Here is a 16,524-nt window from a genome sequence, read left to right on the forward strand (position 1 = left end):
ATAGAAATTCGGTAGTGTCCTTAGGCAAGACGACCTCTTTCTGTCTTCCGAGGAGAACAGAAAAGGTACAGCTACTTTTTCTTATATCGAGGCGAAGAACACCCTGTCATTCATCCAGTTCCTAGACCTGTTATCTGCTCTGGTGACAAGTGTAAGAGACTGGGACAAGGCGTCTTTTTCATTATGCAAACAGTTTTGCTAGTTTTTTCTTTTCACTTTCAAATAAGTCTAATCGTTCGATTTGTAATGCCTCTTTCGGCTGATTCACATGATATAACTGATAGAAATGATGCGTACGAATATCAAATCGATTGTTTAATTGATGCCAATGGGTCCAGTGGTGCGCTTCTTTCTTTAGAATATAAGGTTGAAGCACTTGAGGCACTTTTTCTTTATACCCTAATCCACGACGCCCAATCGTAAAGGCCGCAGATTGATGAATAGAGATGCCAAGTTTCCGCATATATTTCATCTTCCCTGAGATAGAAGTATATGCTGGATTGACTTGAAAGACAGCCACGCCCATTTTATCCGCACGACCCAGAATTGCGTCTGTCATCTTCTTATAAGCGAACATACTCTTCATTCGATTCGCTCGCTTACTTCCGTACCGATCCCCTGCCCTAGATTGCGTGGTATCTAACTTTTCTATTACAATCGGCTTGTTATACCGCTCTGCTAAGTCAACTAATCGAATGACTTCCGCTTCAATTATCTTTGTGATTTGTCCGGTAGATTTACCTATCATGGAAAAACGGAGGGAACCACTTCCTTTGTAATTCCCATCCTTCGTTACATGCGCCCAAGCAAAATGTTTTAGATTACAATCTACACCAATCACTCCATCCGCTTTACTGTAATTCGTGTGAGGTTTTTCCGGTACATCGACTAAGCATTTCACAATATAATACTCACCATAGTCTTCAACAGACCACGCAATCGGTTTGCCGTGTTTTTCTTATTCTTACACTGTAATTGGTTTGTGATTACTTCCTCAATGATTTCTTGTCCATACGGGAATGTGACAGCTGGAAACATAACCGGTTTTCCTGTACTTGTCGTCATCCATAATTCCTGCTTCTCAATAACATACTGAAACACAAAATTTCCGTGTTTGGCATCTTTACGGCCAGATAAAATGAGTTGTTTATTTCGGGCGCGGAAAAATAATGTTTTCCATTTGTCATGGTTATGTATAAACTCATCGATTGTAAATTGAGACCGAAACAGTTTTTTACTCCCAAACACCGCGCTAGGAATATGCGTTTGGTACGATTCAAGCTTCTGCTTTAAACGGTATTGTCGATGAGTCAAACGACCGATTTTTGCTTGAATCCTTTTGATTTGAACATCTAAGTACTGGTGCTCAAACAGATATTCATTCAGCCAAATGAATGTGTCCTCTTTACGAGACAAGGAGATAATATTATTGTTCTTCGAAAAGCGGGAGTTTTTGGGAAACGTAATCTTTCCTTTCACACAACTTTGTTTGATTTTACGAAGCTTTGTCAGTTTTGTACGTTCTTGCTTCAACTTCTTTTTGATTTTCTTGAGCTTCTCTTGTGTTTGTTTCTCATATATCTTCCGTAACTCCATTAAACCTGTAAACAATGCCTTTGCTTCTTGTACCGCACTGTTTGCATAGTAATCATTCAATTGATATTTCCGCTTGAGAACAAGATGAAGACTATCTGTATGCATCTTACGGCTCCAACGTTTTTCCCGAACAATCGTTTGAAATGCAAAACGTTTCGCCCGATTAAATGTTTCCATTGTCTTTGTCAATGTATCTACCATTTCATACGGTACATCCCTTTTATAGATCCGTTTCGAAAAATACGCTTTCTTCACCTGTTCTCACCTCATTTTGTTTGATAAGACAATTATACAACAAGACGGAACGTATGTTCTACAAAAAGATGGTTTTCCTTAAAAAAAGAAAAAAACCGATTCATCCCCCACCTTTACTTCGTTTAGAGGAGGGGGTCTTCTCGGTTGAAATGATAAAATGTTCGTGTTGGTGGTACTTCAAAAGCTTAGCGTGATGGCGATGTAGCGGTACTTCTATGAAAGTTAATATACAAACAACATCAATACGCTTGTAACGATTCCGACCCAAATACAGAGAATGAAGCAATAGCCCATGATGTCTTTAATCTTTAGTCCTAGCACCCCTAACAGAGGCAATGCCCAAAACGGCTGAATCAGATTTGTCCATGCGTCCCCCCAGCCTACCGCCATGGCGATAGTGGCCGGATCTACGCCTAGCTTCATACCTGCCGGGACTTGCAGCGGTCCTTGTAAAGCCCATTGTCCCCCACCAGATGGTGCCAATAAATTCACCAATCCCGCTGACCAATATGTAAATATATCAAATGTATCCTTTGATGCGATGGATGTCATCCATTCAATGATAGAGCTTCCTAATCCTGAACTTCCCAAAACGGCGATAATTCCTGCGTAAAACGGAAACTGCAAAATAATCGGAGAAATGGATTGTGCAGATTCTTTGAATCCTTGTGCAAAGTTGCCGAGAGAACCATGCAGCAGCAAACCGAGTGACAAGAAGAATAAATTAATGATATTTAAATCCAAGCTGTGATTGTTCATGAATTCATATACACAATACAACGTACCGATTGCACCTAATAATATTCCCAGAACCGGCGTCCATTCCAATTTTTCCGCGGCGCTTAAATCTTTTTGAGGAGGTTTTACAAAAGAAGTTGTATCTGTTTCAGCAGCTTTATAGCCGATAATCCCGCTTTTTGGAGCCATAAGTACGATAATAATCGGCATCGTGATGAACAGAGTGAAAAAAATAATTAAAGTAGAGAAACTAAAGATTGTTTGCGAGGTAGGGATAATCCCAATCATCTCTGCAAGAAAATGACCCTTTGTAGCAATTGTCAAGCCAATAGAGCTGGAAAGCCCGGCACTGTATAAGGCTGTCGGAGCATAGGCAGCTGCTACAAGCAAAGGAAAATGTGCATCCGGATTCTTTTTCGCCACTTCCTTCGCCAGGATTGCCCCTACAACCACCGCCAATCCCCAATTGATGTAGTACGCGATTGCACTGATCAAAAATGTCATCGCATAAGCCTTTTGAGGTGTATCGGCTAATTTGGCGATGGACTGCAAACCTCTATTGATGAATGGGACGGAAGCTAACGTCATCCCTGTAACCATCAGCAATACCATTTGCATCGTAAAAGTCAAATAAGTCCAAAACCCATCCCCCCAAGATTTTACGATTGCGTATGGCTCAGATGGATTCATAAAAAAGGCCGCGATGAAAGTAAATAGAGTGAGCAGCACAGCAATAACGAATGCATCCGGGACATACTTCTGCGACCATCTCGAAAATACATTTGCACATCTTGTAAGCAATGATTCTCTCTTTCCTGGATCTGCACCTGTGTTTTTCTCCAATTGGGAATGATTCATCAACATTCTCCTTTCCAAATTGTAATAAGATTAATATAAATACCATTCCACAAAAGAAAATAAATTCCTTTTGTAATCCAGGTTTATCGCCATCAATCTAACAAAATTAAGTGCCCTAAAACAAAAAATGCACTATTTTTTGTAGATTTATAGAAAAGGATAGCTTTTTTTCGTTTTTGGAGTATGATTTTGTCTTACCTTGATAGATCTGGGTACGGCAACGATTCACATATTAACCTCACCTAACTTCTTTTCTTTGCTTCTTGCAGAACTTTTGGACGGGGGATTACTGCCCGCAAATAGCGAAATAAAGTATTACGTCTTCCTTCGTTCTAGCTTTTAGAATTATCACCTAATCCTTTTAGTATCGTTAATTCAAGTTGATTGACTTTCTTATTGTTCACTTTTTTGCCATAATAGAACGTAAGTATAGAAAAGGTAGGGATTCGATGAATATTCGCGTAACTGATGAAGCAAAAACAGTATTACATAAAATAGACTCTGATAATAAAAGCATCATACGAATTAGAGGCACAATGACGAATTCTTGTAGTATATTTGTTGATGTTGATTTAATCGTTGACGAATACAATGCTCATGATGTTGTATTTGATGACGAACGACTCATTATACAAATGGATGAGTTTACAAAAGACTATATTGGGGATACACTAAAACTCGACTATAAAACGACAGGATTTAGTATTATGACTCCTAGTGAAACACTTGTCTATGGATTATCGATTAAAAAATAAAAAATGCCCTTGTTTCTTCATAGAAACGAGGGCATTTTTTTACAAATAATTTTGCATATCACAACTATTAGCTAAATATATCGATTATCATTTGAATTCATTTTAATTTTTAAAAGGTATTATACATCCTAATCATGAATGTAAGTTATAGGCTACAAAAAACACGGCCATCAGGAGTGATTAACTGTGAAGATACTAGAACACGAAACATAAAAACTTTACCTATCAATAAGAGGTCCTCCATTAAAATTGTTTTACTTTATCCCTATTACAACAACTTTAATGGAGGGTTTACCTATGAAGAAAGATAAACTATTTTTAACGTTATTAGAAAGTGCAAATGAAAGCTTTACTGGCTGGGATTTTTCCTTTATTACAGAAACTGGTCGAATGAAAAGTCAATTGCTATCATGGTCTTATGGTAGTATGGCAATCCACCTCATACAAAAGGCTAGTTCCATGCTTGATATGGGAACAGGTGGTGGAGAATTCTTATCTATGTTAAGACCGTTCCCTCAATCAGTCTATGCTACTGAAGGATACCTACCTAATGTGCCAACCGCTAAAAAGAAACTTGAACCTTTAGGTGTACAGGTTGTAGAATTTGCAAACGATCACAACCTTCCTTTTAGCAACGGACAATTTGATTTAATCTTGAACCAACACGAATCATACTCACCAGAAGAAGTAAGAAGAATACTTTCTGATAAAGGCATTTTCCTTACACAGCAAGTAGGTGGATTAGACTGCTCTGAAATCAATGAAAATTTAGGCGTTCTACTAAACCCTGAATTTAGTAATTGGAATTTAGAAGCAGCGCTAAAAGATATACAAAACAATGGTTTTGAGGTTTTACATTACAAAGAAGAATTTCCAGTTCAAAGATTTTATGATATAGGTGCTTTAGTATATTATTTAAAAGCTATTCCTTGGCAAGTACTCGATTTTGATACCGAAACATATGTAAATGAACTATACAACATTCATCAAATCATGCTACAAAAAGGCTATTTTGATGTGAAACAACATCGATTTTTTATTAAGGCAAAAGCAATATAATTTTTAAAAGTGTCCTAAAAAGAAATATAGCAAACCTTTTAGGACACTGCAGTACCTTCTATGAAAATGTCAAATGACTTATAAAGTGAAACTTTAATCAGTGGGGGAATTCTTCATCCCCCACCTAACTCCTTAACTTCCTGCCGAATTTTGAGGTGGGAGTATTACTGCCCGCGAATAGTGGAATAAAAAAACCGAGATAATTTGCTTTTATCTCGGTTCTCTATTTCACCTTTTAAAAATCGGTCACAAACTCGCTAATTTTCTGCTGAAATACATAATCAAAATTATATTCTTGCCCTGTTAGTTCTTGATTCACAAGAATTGTTGTCGCCCCTATTTCTCTCTTTGCAATTTGCGGAAACGAAGCAACTGGCTGTACTTTTAACGAGGTTCCCATCACGAGTAATACATCTGTTTCATATAATCGTTCAATCGCTTTTTGAAATTGTGGCAATGTATCTCCATATAGAACAACATCAGGATTTAAAATAAAATTACATGTTTCACAACGTGGCAACTCATGATCAATCATGTATTGTAAATCGTATTTTGCACGACACTTCGGACAATGAGCCGTTTGAAGCGTACCATGTAAATCAATCACATGTTTGCTGCCACCTAATTGGTGAAGCCCATCAATATTTTGGGTTAACACCGCAATATCTTTTCCTTGTTCTTCTAATTGTGCTAGAAACCGATGACCACGATTTGGTTTGTATTGATGAAATGTATTGATTTGAAATATTGCTTTATAATGCTTCCAAAATTCTTTCGGTTTTCGGTTATAATAGCCTCTTGATAAATACATTTCTACATTCGCATCTGCATATAATCCATTTGCTGAGCGAAAATCTGGAATCCCGCTTTCTGTACTAGCACCAGCACCAGTTAACACTGTAATTTTATTTGCCTTTTCAATAACGGAACGAACTTCCTCATATTGCTGCACAACTCTCACCTCTATGTATATTTCTTCCTTTATTATAACAGGCAGGTTGTATTTTTGCTTAATGCGTTGCTCCGCCGCTCTCTACAATGTCTATTTCCACTTCTAATACGGTTTGCACTAATAATTCAATTCCTTTTGTAATGGTAGAAAGTGACATACTCGGCTGACCCGGATGGTCACTCGCTTGTTCTGGTAAAAACGGGATATGTACAAAACCACCACGCGCTCTATGTTGTTGCTTTTCCAGCAGATGCATTAACCCATAGAATAGATGATTACAAACAAATGTACCCGCTGTTTGTGAAACAGATGCTGGAATTCCTTCTTCCCGAAGTTTTTTTACGATAGCCTTCATGGGAAGTGTAGACCAATAAGCGACTGGTCCTTCTTGTACAACAGGCATATCAATTGGTTGATTCCCTTCATTATCAGCGATTCTTGCATCGTCTACATTAATCGCAACTCGCTCCACTGTAATATCAGGACGTCCACCTGCTTGACCGATACAAATAACAAATTCTGGATCTACTTCCTCTATATATGTTTCTAATACGTGTAATGAGTGCTGAAAAACGGTCGGAACTTGTTTACTTACAATCTGATATTCCCCAATTACCTGTTGGTGGAGTAATTGTGCAACTTCCCAAGCAGGATTAATATCCTCTCCTCCAAATGGTTCAAACCCAGTCAGTAATATGGTTTTCATTTCTCTCACTCCTTATTAGAATCGATACACTAATCCATACATAATAAACATATTGATAATAAAGATTGTAATTGCAACTGGTACTTGTGCTTTAATAACAGCGTTTTTATCCTTTAATTCTAGTAACATTGCTGGCACAATATTAAAGTTTGCAGCCATCGGTGTTATCAACGTACCACAGTAACCAGCAAACATACCAAGTGCTGCCATAATCGCCGGATTACCACCATGCATTTGTACAATGAGCGGCAATCCAATTCCTCCGGTAATAACAGCAAAGGCTGCAAAAGCATTGCCCATTACAACCGTGAAAAGCATCATCCCTAAGCAATATGCCATCACAGCAACAAATGGATATTCTGTTGGCAGCACTTGACCGACTAAATCAGAAACAACTTGACCTACACCAGACTTTGCAAATATACCACCAAGTGCAGCAAGCATTTGTGGTAAAATAACCGCCCAGCCAACAGCCTGCAATAATCGACTGCCTTCTTGTACTGGTGCTGTTATTTTTGCCTTTGTTATCCCCATTGCTGCTACGAAAGCAAGCAATGCTCCAAGCGCTAAAGCAATTAATGTAACTTTTTCAGGATCAACAAGAAATACATTTCCAAACTGTAACTTCCCTAATGTCAACGTACCAATAATCGTGAAAATAGGAATTAAAATGGCAGGTATGAAAATTTTATTTTTCAGTTTTTCTGCATGTTTCACACGCTCTTGAGTAGGTGCTTCTTGTTCATTTGATTTCGTTACCTTATTTAATGATGCTAAAACAACCATCGCTAATACAATACAACCGATATAAAACGATGGAATGATATTTCCAAATAAAAATGTAATGGAGAATAATGCCCAAAACAAACTAGAGCCGAAGCGATTTGGATGTTGGCGATCTAAAGCAACACGAATAGAAACAAAAGCAACAATAATACCCAGTAAATAATAAATTGTATCAAGTGTAATGAGATTCACCTTACATCGCCCCCTTATTTTGTTTCGGTTCTTTTGCCATAACAGTTGCAATATGTTTATCTATTTGCCTAAACCGAATCCAGCTCACAACAAAAGCTGAAATTGCAGTCGGAATGCCCCAAAGCGCCATATCCCACACATCAACATGCATCCCAACAGAATCAAAGAATCCTTTCATTAATAGGATGGCTCCTGTTGCAATAAAAATATCTTCTCCGAAAAACCATGCTGTATTTTCTGCAGCTGCTGCATTCGCTTTAATTTTCTCTTTCAATTTTTCAGGAAGCTCTCCGTAACGACCATGAGCTGCGCCTTCTGCCATTGGTGCGACAAGTGGCCTTACAGTCTGAGCATGTCCACCTATATTCAACCCAACTGCTGCGGACGCTTCACGAATTGTAAAGTATGACATTAACACGCGACCAGTCGTCGCTCCTTTTGATTTTGTAATCAACGCTTCTGCACGTTCCTTCAACCCGTAACGCTCTAAAATCCCAATAACCGGAAGCGTTAATAAAATTGGCATGGACATATAGCGATTTTCTATAAAAAACTTTCCAAACATACTGATCACTTCATAAAAAGACATACCGGAAACCATGCCAGTTACAATTCCTGCAACCATAACGACTAATAACGTATTTAGTCGAAATAAAAACCCAACAGCCACGAGTAAAATCCCTATTAATTTCACCATCTATGTAACTCCCCCTATTCTATTTCGGTGCACAAACGGAAATGTTTTTCAATCGGAATATTCTGTAAATTTTCTCTGCAAATTGAACTGCATGTGCTCCATCTCCATGTATACAAATCGTTTGTGCTGCTATTGGCACAGTACTTCCATCAACTGCTTGTACATGTTCTTCTTGTACCATTTGAAGTACCTGCGCAATTGCGTTATCTTCACTTGTCACGAGGGCATTTTCTTCTGTACGGCTTGTCAATGTCCCATTAGGCTGATACGTACGATCAGCAAAAGCTTCTTGTATCACCCTAAGGTCATATTGTTTACCAGCTTGTACGAATTCACTATTTGCCAGTCCATATAGAAACAAGTCAGGGTTAACTTTATACACTGCTTTTGCAATTACATCTGCAATATTCGGATCTACAGCGGCCATATTATAAAGTGCCCCATGCGGCTTTACATGATGCATACTTCCTCCAGCTGCACGTACAAATCCATCTAATGCTCCGATTTGATAGATCATATAATCATATACTTCCTCTGGTGAAACACGCATCATTCTTCTTCCAAATCCCATTAAATCTTGTAAACCTGGATGCGCCCCAATGGCCACTCCATGCTGCAAGGCTTTCTCAACTGTTTGGCGCATCACAGACGGATCACCAGCATGAAATCCACAGGCAATATTGACAGATGACACAAATGGAAGAATTTCATCATCATTTCCAATTTGATATGCCCCAAAACTTTCTCCTAAATCACAATTTAAATCAACTGTAACCATCCTTATCCGTCCTCCTTATTTACACTTGTAAGGCAATGAATCTTTTTAATAAATGCATATTTTGTTCTTGTTTTATGTAGAGCTGCTGTGCTTCCTCAATAGAAATCTTAGAAAAAGATACATAGTCACCTGGTTTTAATTGTGCAAGCAGCGGTATATCTGTTGAAACTACATTACCAATACGAGGATATCCTCCTGTTGTTTGTCGATCAGCCATTAAAATAATTGGCTGTCCACCAGATGGCACTTGAATTGTTCCAAATGTAACAGCACTTGATAATAGTTCGACCTCTTCTGTTCGTAAAAGTTCTTCTCCTTCTATACGATATCCCATACGATCTGCATAATTGGATACTTTATATTCCTTCGTAAAAAATGCATGCAGACTCTCTTCTGTAAATTGATTAGATTCAAATCCAGGGACCACTCGAATGATTGGGCGATAACTGTACTTTGGTAAGTAACGAGAACATACACCCCAGCATGTTACCTCTTTATTTTTGTTCTGTAATTGCTTCATTACAAGATTTGCAAATTCTGAGGCTGTACTAATTTGGAACTGATCACCTTTTTTCAATGCCCGGCCTTTTATTCCACCTAAGGCACCACGTACATATGTGCTTTTACTCCCCATTACACAAGGAACCTCAATACCTCCTGCAAATGTTACATATGCTCTACATCCAGATTGTGCCTTTCCGAAACAAAGCATACTCCCTTCCTCAGCTAAAATGGGACGCCATAACGGAATTCGTTTTCCATTTAAAAGAGGTTCTATATTTGCACCTCCAACAGCAAGTAACGTTGGTTTTTTTATAAGAATCTTCGGTCCCGTTATCGTAATTTCTAAACCTGCTTCATTTTCTTCATTTCCGACTAGCATATTAATTATTCTTAATGCAACTTGATCCATGGTGCCGCCTACAGGTACACCGTATTGTTGATAGTGATATCTTCCTAAATCTTGAACGGTTGTATACATTCCTGCATGTAAAACCTCGGCGTTCATGTAGCAAGCCCCTCCCAATCTTGAAACTCGTCTTCTGTTATTGATACAAATCGTAAATACATTCCACTCTTTACATAAGTAGGATTTTCTTCTTCTGGACGAAACAAAGAAATCGGTGTTCGCCCAATAATATTCCATCCACCTGGCGTTTCAAGTGGATATATACCTGTCTGATTTCCACCAATTCCAACTGAGCCAGCTGCTATTTGTAAACGTGGTATTTGTTTTCGAGGAATTGCAAGTTCCTCTGGCATTCCGCCTAAATATGGAAATCCTGGAGTAAATCCTAGCATATAAACAAAATACGTCGCTCCGCTATGAATACGAATGACTTCCTCTATACTTAAATGATGATACGCTGCGACATCTTCTAAATCAGGACCATATTTCCCCCCATAACAAACAGGAATTACAATACTATCATACGGTTTCATATTTCTAGACTGCTCATCTTGTAAGAGCACTTCAATATACTGACATACATAATCATATGGTACGTTCCTATCATTTTTCTTCCATAGCGTATACAAGTCATAATAAACAGTCACAGATGTATACGATGGAACACACTCAACCATTCCAGGAAATGGATTCTGATTTAACGCATGACATAAACCTTGTACATTTTCATATATGTTCATATCAATCTCATTTCCAAATGTAACAACAACTGCCTGATCTCCTAATGCTGCAAATTTCATCATATCCCTTCTTTCTCTTCCCTCCAGCCAAGCTCCATTGAAATACATTTTGCCGTCTCCGTTAATTTTTCAATAAATTGTGGAATTGTTGCTTCGTTATACTCTATTTCTAATCCTGAAATACTAATTCCAGCAATCACTTTTCCATTGTTTGCAAAAACAGGTGCTGCAACTGCCGCTGTATGATTTTCAAGTTCAGAATAACTCATTGTATACCCATCACTTTTTGCTTTTTGTAACATGTTTCGTAACTGATTTTTATCAAGTATAGTTCCCTTTGCAAATTGTATAAGTTGGACCTCTTCTATATATTTTTCTTGTTCTTCTTTAGAAAAATAAGTAAGCAAAATACGTGGACACGCCCCGGCATATAAAGGCGCACGTCGTCCAATAGCTGTATAAACGCGAACGGGCTGAGCTCCATCCACTTTTTCGATATAAATCGCTTCACTTCCATCTTGAATAATTAAATTTACAGCTTGTCCAATATCAGCTCTTAATGTTTCCATATACGGTTTTGCAATATTTCGTAACGATAACCTGTCAGAAACAAGTTGGCCAAATCGTAAAAATACTAAACCAAGTTTATATGTACCATTTATTGTCTTTTGTAAAAAGCCCATTTCTTCAAGCGAGCCAATGAGTCGATATACAGAAGTTTTCGGCATACCTGTAAGTTTCACCATTTCCATCAGAGTTAAAGCCTGATGTTCATAAAACAACTCTAAAATATCCATTATTTTTACTGCCGTCTTATTTAAACTCATGTCGCCTCCCGTTGTTCCGAAAAACGGAACTAAAATTCCGTTTTTTGAAACAAATGTATAATTTAAAATTATAAAATATTCTTTCTATTTTAACAATATATTTTTTCAAAATTATAAAGTGAAACTTTGATCAGTGAGGGAGTCTTTCTCCCCCACCTAACTTCTTTGCTTCTTACAGAACTTTAAGATGGGAGTATTACTGCCCGTGAATATCGGGATAAACTGATTTGTTGAATCTACTTTTTCATTTCTACTAATTCGTACATATTACGAATTCAATTAAAAAACACTAAAAAATAGGTATAGATCAACTTTCGATCTATACCTATTTTTTAGTAGTCTTATATTTTAGTAAAACATTTTCTATATAACTTATTACAGCGCTCTTGCTTGTTGCAATGGCCAAAATACAACTTCACCTTTTCCAACGATTTGTTCTTTTGAAACAAATCCAAACATACGGCTATCTTTTGAAACTTTACGATTATCTCCCAGTACAAATACATACCCTTCCGGTACTTTCTGCTTACCAGTTATTTGTTCGATTGAAAAATCAGGTGTCAAATTCCCCTCGGATAATTGTTCTTTAAATTCTTGCAGATAGGGTTCTTCAATCGACTTTCCGTTTACATACAGAACGTCATTCTTATACTCTATGTTATCTCCTGGTAAACCGATTACTCGTTTTACTAAATCATAGCCTTCTTTTCCATGAAACACGATAATATCAAAGCGATTTACACCTTGTAAATTGTAGCCTATCTTGTTCACGATCACTCTTTCTTCATTCTCTAAAGTAGGCATCATGGATTCTCCTTGTACAAGGGAAGGAGTGAATAAAATACCCCGAAAAACAAAAGCAATTCCTGCCGTGATTACTATCGTTTTAATCCATGAACGTACTTCCTCTTTCTTGCTTTTTTTCATCTTCTGCCACCTCCTCTACAATCATTATCATCGTGTTAATTTTGCTAGTTCCTGTACACGCTTTTGGTCAATTTCAGCAAAACAAGATTTTCCTTCTCGAACAGCTGTACCAACGTGAGCTTCTGTAATTCCCGTTTCATGAAGCAATTGTCGTACATTCTCTTTCGTCACACCACTACCAACGATGAGTTGTATTTCTCCTTGACTCTCTCTTTGCATATCATGTAGTACAGTAATGTTCTCCTCTATATTCCCCTGGCCACCAGATGTTAAAATATGGGTCACCTTTCCAAACTTTCGTAATACTTTTACCGCTTCTACTACATTATCCACTTCATCTATCGCACGATGAAATGTTACATTCATTCCATCCACTACAGATAATAAATCTGCTAATTTTTCTTCATCAATTTGACTATGTTCATTTAAAACACCTAAAACAACGCCTGCTGCACCATGTTTCTTTGCAATTTGTATATCCTCTTTCATCATTTCAATTTCTTCTGCCGTATATACAAATGACTTGGCATGTGGGCGTATCATAACATGAACAGGGATTGTTACTGCATCCACTGCTTTTTTTATAAATGCATAGCTTGGCGTTAATCCGCCTTCCGTATATGCTGAAATGAGTTCAATTCGATTTCCGCCACTTTGTCCAATTCGTTTCACATCTTCTAAACATGTTGCAATAACTTCTAGCATGAAACTACCTCTTTTCGTACTTTTTCCTCATTATACAGTAAGCTGAAATAAGAGGCCTAGTTTTCTCATGAAAAACACAAAAAAGACGCTTTAAAAGAAAGATTTTAAAGCGTCTTTTTCAAATGAATTATTTTATCTCGCAGCAACGGGCAGTAATACCCCCGCCTCAAAATTCTGCAAGAAGCAAAGAAACTGAGTGGGAGAGAAACTGCTCGTAAAAGCCCGATTCGTTCAACTATATAAATCCATTTTGATTTTTCGACATATAGCCGCGGCTATGGATAACAAAAGGTGACCTGCACTCGTTTTCTCTCTTTGTTTTCACTTCGCATGGGGCAGGAAAAGGATCTGACCGCTTCTATGCATGGCCAGATGCTCTTTCCCATCTAAAAAGAAGGGTTTTATCTCGGTTTTTTAATTTGTATTTATATAATAGGCAATAAGAACTAGTTTACTAAGATTTTATCTTTTATCAATACGTGCAGCAATCTTATTTCCAATAAATTGGACAGATTGAACAAGAATGACAAGCATTAATACTGTAACAACCATAACATCGGTTTGGAAACGGTAATAGCCGAAACGAATAGCCAAATCACCAACACCACCGCCTCCTACAACGCCAGCCATAGCCGAATAAGAAATAAAACTCACCGTTAAAACTGTTAAACTTAAAACAAGACCTGATCGAGCTTCAACAAGTAGAACTTTCCATACAATCTGAAATGGCGTTGCTCCCATTGCCTCAGCAGCTTCAATTACTCCTTTTGGAACTTCACGTAATGCTTGTTCTACCAGCCTTGCAAAATATGGAATCGCGGCTACTGACAATGGAATCGTTGCAGCAATTGGACCAATTGTAGTTCCTAATAGCGTACGTGTAAGCGGTACAAGTGCCACCAATAAAATAATAAATGGAAATGAACGAATAATATTTACAATCCCATTTAATATACGGTGTACAATATTTTGTTCCAAAATCTGCCCTTTACTTGTGAAATATAGAATTACACCTAATGGAACACCAAAGATAATCGCGGCTCCAACAGAAAGTCCTACCATTAAAAATGTTTGCAAAATTGATGTCCAAATTTCGGGAAGTAGTGGGATGACATTATTGAACATATGCGATTCCCCTCTCTTGTTCCACACCTAATAGAAGTTTCGCAATTTCTGATTTTGGTTTGATTTGATGATCGTTTAAGTTAAATGATTCCACAACTTCTCCATCTTCCATAACTGCAACCTTATTACAAATTTGTTTAATCACATTCATTTCATGCGTTACGATTACAATCGTAACCCCTAATTCTTTATTGATTTTTTGAAGGAATTGTAAAATAGAAATCGTTGTTTTAGGATCAAGCGCTGATGTTGGTTCATCACAAAGTAATACTTTCGGATCATTTGCTAATGCACGAGCAATCGCAACACGCTGCTTTTGACCTCCACTGAGCTGTGAGGGAAATTGCTGTGCCTTATCACTTAATCCCACGATTTCCAAACATTCTCGTACTCGTTTTGCTCTCTCTTCTTTTGGAACTGATTTCAACTCTAACGGAAGAGCAATATTATCCGATACAGTTTTATTGTGCAAAAGATGAAAGTGTTGAAAAATCATTCCGATTGACTGCCTTGCTGTTCGTAAATCTTTCTTCGATAACTGTGTTAAATCTTCACCATTTACAATCACTGCACCTGAATCCGGCTTTTCCAATAAATTCATTGTACGTAATAAAGTTGACTTCCCTGCGCCACTTAATCCAGCTATTCCATAAATATCATGTTCTTCCACTTGAAGAGATACAGATTTCACACCGTGAAAAAGCCCTTCTTTCGTTTGGAAAGTTTTTATTACATCACGTAACGTAATCATCTTTTTCACTCCTTTTTACATTATTTAAAAGCACGATCAGCTATAAGTGAGAGCGTTACATCGTCCATCGGTGGATTGTGTAATCCAGCACGAACATTTAAATAGTAGCGATGCAACGGATTTTTTTCTGATAAACTTCTTGCTCCAACAATCCGCATAGCCTTATCTACAACAGATATCGCGGTATTCGTCGCGATATATTTTGCTGCCGCTAATTCCGCCTGTAATGATTGCTTATCTTCTACCTCATCATATTTCGATGCAACTTGATATAAGAACGTACGAGCTTGCATCAACTCTAATTCTAGCTCCCCAGCTAGCTTTCTTACATTTGGTAGTGAGCTAATCAGATGATTTAAACTATTTGGTTGATATGTTTTTGCAAATTCAATTGCATAATTTCTTGCAGCTTGTGCAATCCCTAAATAACAAGCTGGTATATGAAGCAACCATCCTGTTCCTTTTGGTTTTGTACGTGGAACCATCGTGTCAGTAAAGTATCGTTCAGGAATCTCAACATTTTGCAACACAAGGTCGTGACTCGCAGTTCCCCTCATCGCCACACTATCCCATGTTTCTTCAATTGAAACACCTTTTTCATGACGGGGAATAATAAATTCTCCTACCTCTTCTCGTCCTTCGATACTAGCAGAGACGATAAAATAATCGAGTACAGGAGCCATCGTTGTAAAACTTTTTCTTCCACTTACAACCCATTTGTCACCTTTTCGTACCGCTAACGTTTCAGGTTTGCCACCACGTGTCGGACTCCCTGTCTTCGGTTCTGTCGCAGCACGGTTAAAAAGAGCTCCTTTTTTTACTTCTTCACAAAACCAGGAAAACATATCAGGGTCCCAAGAGCGATTTTCAGCAAGTTCTTTCACAATTCCAAGATGCCATCCAATCGATAGGGCTGTCGCTCCATCTCCCTCAGCGATTTTCTCTTGAAACAAGACAAAATCATACAATGAGATTGCTTGCCCTCCAAAATCTTTCGGAAGTGTTAATGTTGTATATCCTATATCTTTTAAATTTTTTATATTTTCAAACGGAAAAGATCCCAATTCGCTTAATTGATGTTCCCTTTCCGCAAATTTTGGGATGAGTTCTTTTATCTTCTCTATTATGAGAAGTTGTTCTTCCGTTTCTACAAATGAGAGTGTCATA

18 protein-coding genes are annotated in these 16,524 nt (G+C 37.7%); 2 read left to right on the forward strand and 16 right to left on the reverse strand.

The genetic code is table 11. The annotated features are described in order from the left end of the window. Positions 1 to 181: 181 nt before the first annotated feature. The 3 genes from QRE67_RS28900 to QRE67_RS14135 all read right to left on the reverse strand — a co-directional run bounded on the left by QRE67_RS28900 (position 182) and on the right by QRE67_RS14135 (position 3,447). Positions 182 to 901 carry an IS200/IS605 family accessory protein TnpB-related protein gene (locus tag QRE67_RS28900; protein WP_286120790.1) on the reverse strand — a complete coding sequence of 240 codons (720 nt, stop codon included), beginning with the start codon at positions 899 to 901 and terminating at the stop codon, positions 182 to 184. Next, entirely contained in the window at positions 898 to 1,851 is a 954-nt protein-coding gene (locus QRE67_RS28905; RefSeq protein WP_286120791.1) for a hypothetical protein, read from the reverse strand. The genes QRE67_RS28900 and QRE67_RS28905 overlap by 4 nt, the downstream gene beginning before the upstream one ends. Positions 1,852 to 2,073: 222 nt before the next feature. Further along, positions 2,074 to 3,447, reverse strand: coding sequence for a short-chain fatty acid transporter (locus QRE67_RS14135; RefSeq protein ID WP_286120792.1), 1,374 nt, complete (start codon positions 3,445 to 3,447; stop codon positions 2,074 to 2,076). A gap of 449 nt (positions 3,448 to 3,896) precedes the next feature. On the opposite strand from QRE67_RS14135, the gene QRE67_RS14140 reads away from it, so the two are divergent. After that, entirely contained in the window at positions 3,897 to 4,202 is a 306-nt protein-coding gene (locus QRE67_RS14140; RefSeq protein WP_286120794.1) for an iron-sulfur cluster biosynthesis family protein, read from the forward strand. A 297-nt stretch (positions 4,203 to 4,499) separates the two neighbouring features. Next, on the forward strand, positions 4,500 to 5,261 hold the full coding sequence (locus QRE67_RS14145) for a methyltransferase domain-containing protein (protein ID WP_286120795.1): 762 nt from the start codon (positions 4,500 to 4,502) through the stop codon (positions 5,259 to 5,261). Positions 5,262 to 5,496: 235 nt separating this feature from the next. On the opposite strand, the gene QRE67_RS14150 is transcribed toward QRE67_RS14145, so the two are convergent. From QRE67_RS14150 to QRE67_RS14210, 13 genes are all read right to left on the reverse strand, one after another. After that, on the reverse strand, positions 5,497 to 6,222 hold the full coding sequence (locus QRE67_RS14150; protein ID WP_286120796.1) for an NAD-dependent protein deacylase: 726 nt from the start codon (positions 6,220 to 6,222) through the stop codon (positions 5,497 to 5,499). 49 nt (positions 6,223 to 6,271) lie between these two features. Then, positions 6,272 to 6,919: a pyroglutamyl-peptidase I gene (pcp, locus tag QRE67_RS14155; protein ID WP_286120797.1), complete on the reverse strand. Its 648-nt coding sequence runs from the start codon at positions 6,917 to 6,919 to the stop codon at positions 6,272 to 6,274. 15 nt (positions 6,920 to 6,934) lie between these two features. After that, complete coding sequence (locus tag QRE67_RS14160) at positions 6,935 to 7,897, reverse strand: DUF979 domain-containing protein (RefSeq protein ID WP_286120798.1); 963 nt, start codon at positions 7,895 to 7,897, stop codon at positions 6,935 to 6,937. Position 7,898: 1 nt separating this feature from the next. Beyond that, positions 7,899 to 8,594: a DUF969 domain-containing protein gene (locus QRE67_RS14165; RefSeq protein ID WP_286120799.1), complete on the reverse strand. Its 696-nt coding sequence runs from the start codon at positions 8,592 to 8,594 to the stop codon at positions 7,899 to 7,901. A 19-nt stretch (positions 8,595 to 8,613) separates the two neighbouring features. Then, positions 8,614 to 9,372: a 5-oxoprolinase subunit PxpA gene (gene pxpA / locus QRE67_RS14170; RefSeq protein ID WP_286120800.1), complete on the reverse strand. Its 759-nt coding sequence runs from the start codon at positions 9,370 to 9,372 to the stop codon at positions 8,614 to 8,616. 19 nt (positions 9,373 to 9,391) lie between these two features. After that, entirely contained in the window at positions 9,392 to 10,381 is a 990-nt protein-coding gene (locus QRE67_RS14175; RefSeq protein WP_286120801.1) for a 5-oxoprolinase subunit C family protein, read from the reverse strand. Beyond that, positions 10,378 to 11,082: a 5-oxoprolinase subunit PxpB gene (gene pxpB, locus QRE67_RS14180; RefSeq protein WP_286125289.1), complete on the reverse strand. Its 705-nt coding sequence runs from the start codon at positions 11,080 to 11,082 to the stop codon at positions 10,378 to 10,380. The genes QRE67_RS14175 and pxpB overlap by 4 nt, the downstream gene beginning before the upstream one ends. Beyond that, a complete protein-coding gene (locus QRE67_RS14185; RefSeq protein ID WP_286120802.1) occupies positions 11,082 to 11,849 on the reverse strand; it encodes an IclR family transcriptional regulator in 768 nt (255 codons plus the stop codon). Before QRE67_RS14185 ends, pxpB begins: the two co-directional genes overlap by 1 nt. A 375-nt stretch (positions 11,850 to 12,224) precedes the next feature. Continuing rightward, on the reverse strand, positions 12,225 to 12,776 hold the full coding sequence (lepB, locus tag QRE67_RS14190) for a signal peptidase I (RefSeq protein ID WP_286120804.1): 552 nt from the start codon (positions 12,774 to 12,776) through the stop codon (positions 12,225 to 12,227). A gap of 27 nt (positions 12,777 to 12,803) precedes the next feature. Beyond that, positions 12,804 to 13,481, reverse strand: a complete 678-nt coding sequence (locus QRE67_RS14195; protein ID WP_286120805.1) for a copper homeostasis protein CutC — start codon at positions 13,479 to 13,481, stop codon at positions 12,804 to 12,806. 462 nt (positions 13,482 to 13,943) lie between these two features. Continuing rightward, complete coding sequence (locus QRE67_RS14200; protein WP_286120806.1) at positions 13,944 to 14,606, reverse strand: methionine ABC transporter permease; 663 nt, start codon at positions 14,604 to 14,606, stop codon at positions 13,944 to 13,946. Beyond that, positions 14,596 to 15,357, reverse strand: a complete 762-nt coding sequence (locus QRE67_RS14205; protein ID WP_286120807.1) for a methionine ABC transporter ATP-binding protein — start codon at positions 15,355 to 15,357, stop codon at positions 14,596 to 14,598. The genes QRE67_RS14200 and QRE67_RS14205 overlap by 11 nt, the downstream gene beginning before the upstream one ends. Positions 15,358 to 15,377: 20 nt before the next feature. Next, entirely contained in the window at positions 15,378 to 16,523 is a 1,146-nt protein-coding gene (locus tag QRE67_RS14210; protein WP_286120809.1) for an acyl-CoA dehydrogenase family protein, read from the reverse strand. Position 16,524 lies beyond the last annotated feature (1 nt).

The sequence above is a fragment of the Bacillus sp. DX3.1 genome (genome assembly GCF_030292155.1).
Classification (GTDB): Bacteria; Bacillota; Bacilli; order Bacillales; family Bacillaceae_G; genus Bacillus_A.

What these genes read in the sequence shown, in the direction of transcription:
- QRE67_RS14135 (WP_286120792.1), bottom strand. Translation starts at nt 3,447, where the DNA reads ATGAATCATTCCCAATTGGAGAAAAACACAGGTGCAGATCCAGGAAAG.
- QRE67_RS14205 (WP_286120807.1), bottom strand. Translation starts at nt 15,357, where the DNA reads ATGATTACGTTACGTGATGTAATAAAAACTTTCCAAACGAAAGAAGGG.
- QRE67_RS14200 (WP_286120806.1), bottom strand. Translation starts at nt 14,606, where the DNA reads ATGTTCAATAATGTCATCCCACTACTTCCCGAAATTTGGACATCAATT.
- pcp (WP_286120797.1), bottom strand. Translation starts at nt 6,919, where the DNA reads ATGAAAACCATATTACTGACTGGGTTTGAACCATTTGGAGGAGAGGAT.
- lepB (WP_286120804.1), bottom strand. Translation starts at nt 12,776, where the DNA reads ATGAAAAAAAGCAAGAAAGAGGAAGTACGTTCATGGATTAAAACGATA.
- QRE67_RS14175 (WP_286120801.1), bottom strand. Translation starts at nt 10,381, where the DNA reads ATGAACGCCGAGGTTTTACATGCAGGAATGTATACAACCGTTCAAGAT.
- pxpA (WP_286120800.1), bottom strand. Translation starts at nt 9,372, where the DNA reads ATGGTTACAGTTGATTTAAATTGTGATTTAGGAGAAAGTTTTGGGGCA.
- QRE67_RS14210 (WP_286120809.1), bottom strand. Translation starts at nt 16,523, where the DNA reads ATGACACTCTCATTTGTAGAAACGGAAGAACAACTTCTCATAATAGAG.
- QRE67_RS14185 (WP_286120802.1), bottom strand. Translation starts at nt 11,849, where the DNA reads ATGAGTTTAAATAAGACGGCAGTAAAAATAATGGATATTTTAGAGTTG.
- QRE67_RS14165 (WP_286120799.1), bottom strand. Translation starts at nt 8,594, where the DNA reads ATGGTGAAATTAATAGGGATTTTACTCGTGGCTGTTGGGTTTTTATTT.
- QRE67_RS14145 (WP_286120795.1), top strand. Translation starts at nt 4,500, where the DNA reads ATGAAGAAAGATAAACTATTTTTAACGTTATTAGAAAGTGCAAATGAA.
- pxpB (WP_286125289.1), bottom strand. Translation starts at nt 11,082, where the DNA reads ATGAAATTTGCAGCATTAGGAGATCAGGCAGTTGTTGTTACATTTGGA.
- QRE67_RS14195 (WP_286120805.1), bottom strand. Translation starts at nt 13,481, where the DNA reads ATGCTAGAAGTTATTGCAACATGTTTAGAAGATGTGAAACGAATTGGA.
- QRE67_RS14140 (WP_286120794.1), top strand. Translation starts at nt 3,897, where the DNA reads ATGAATATTCGCGTAACTGATGAAGCAAAAACAGTATTACATAAAATA.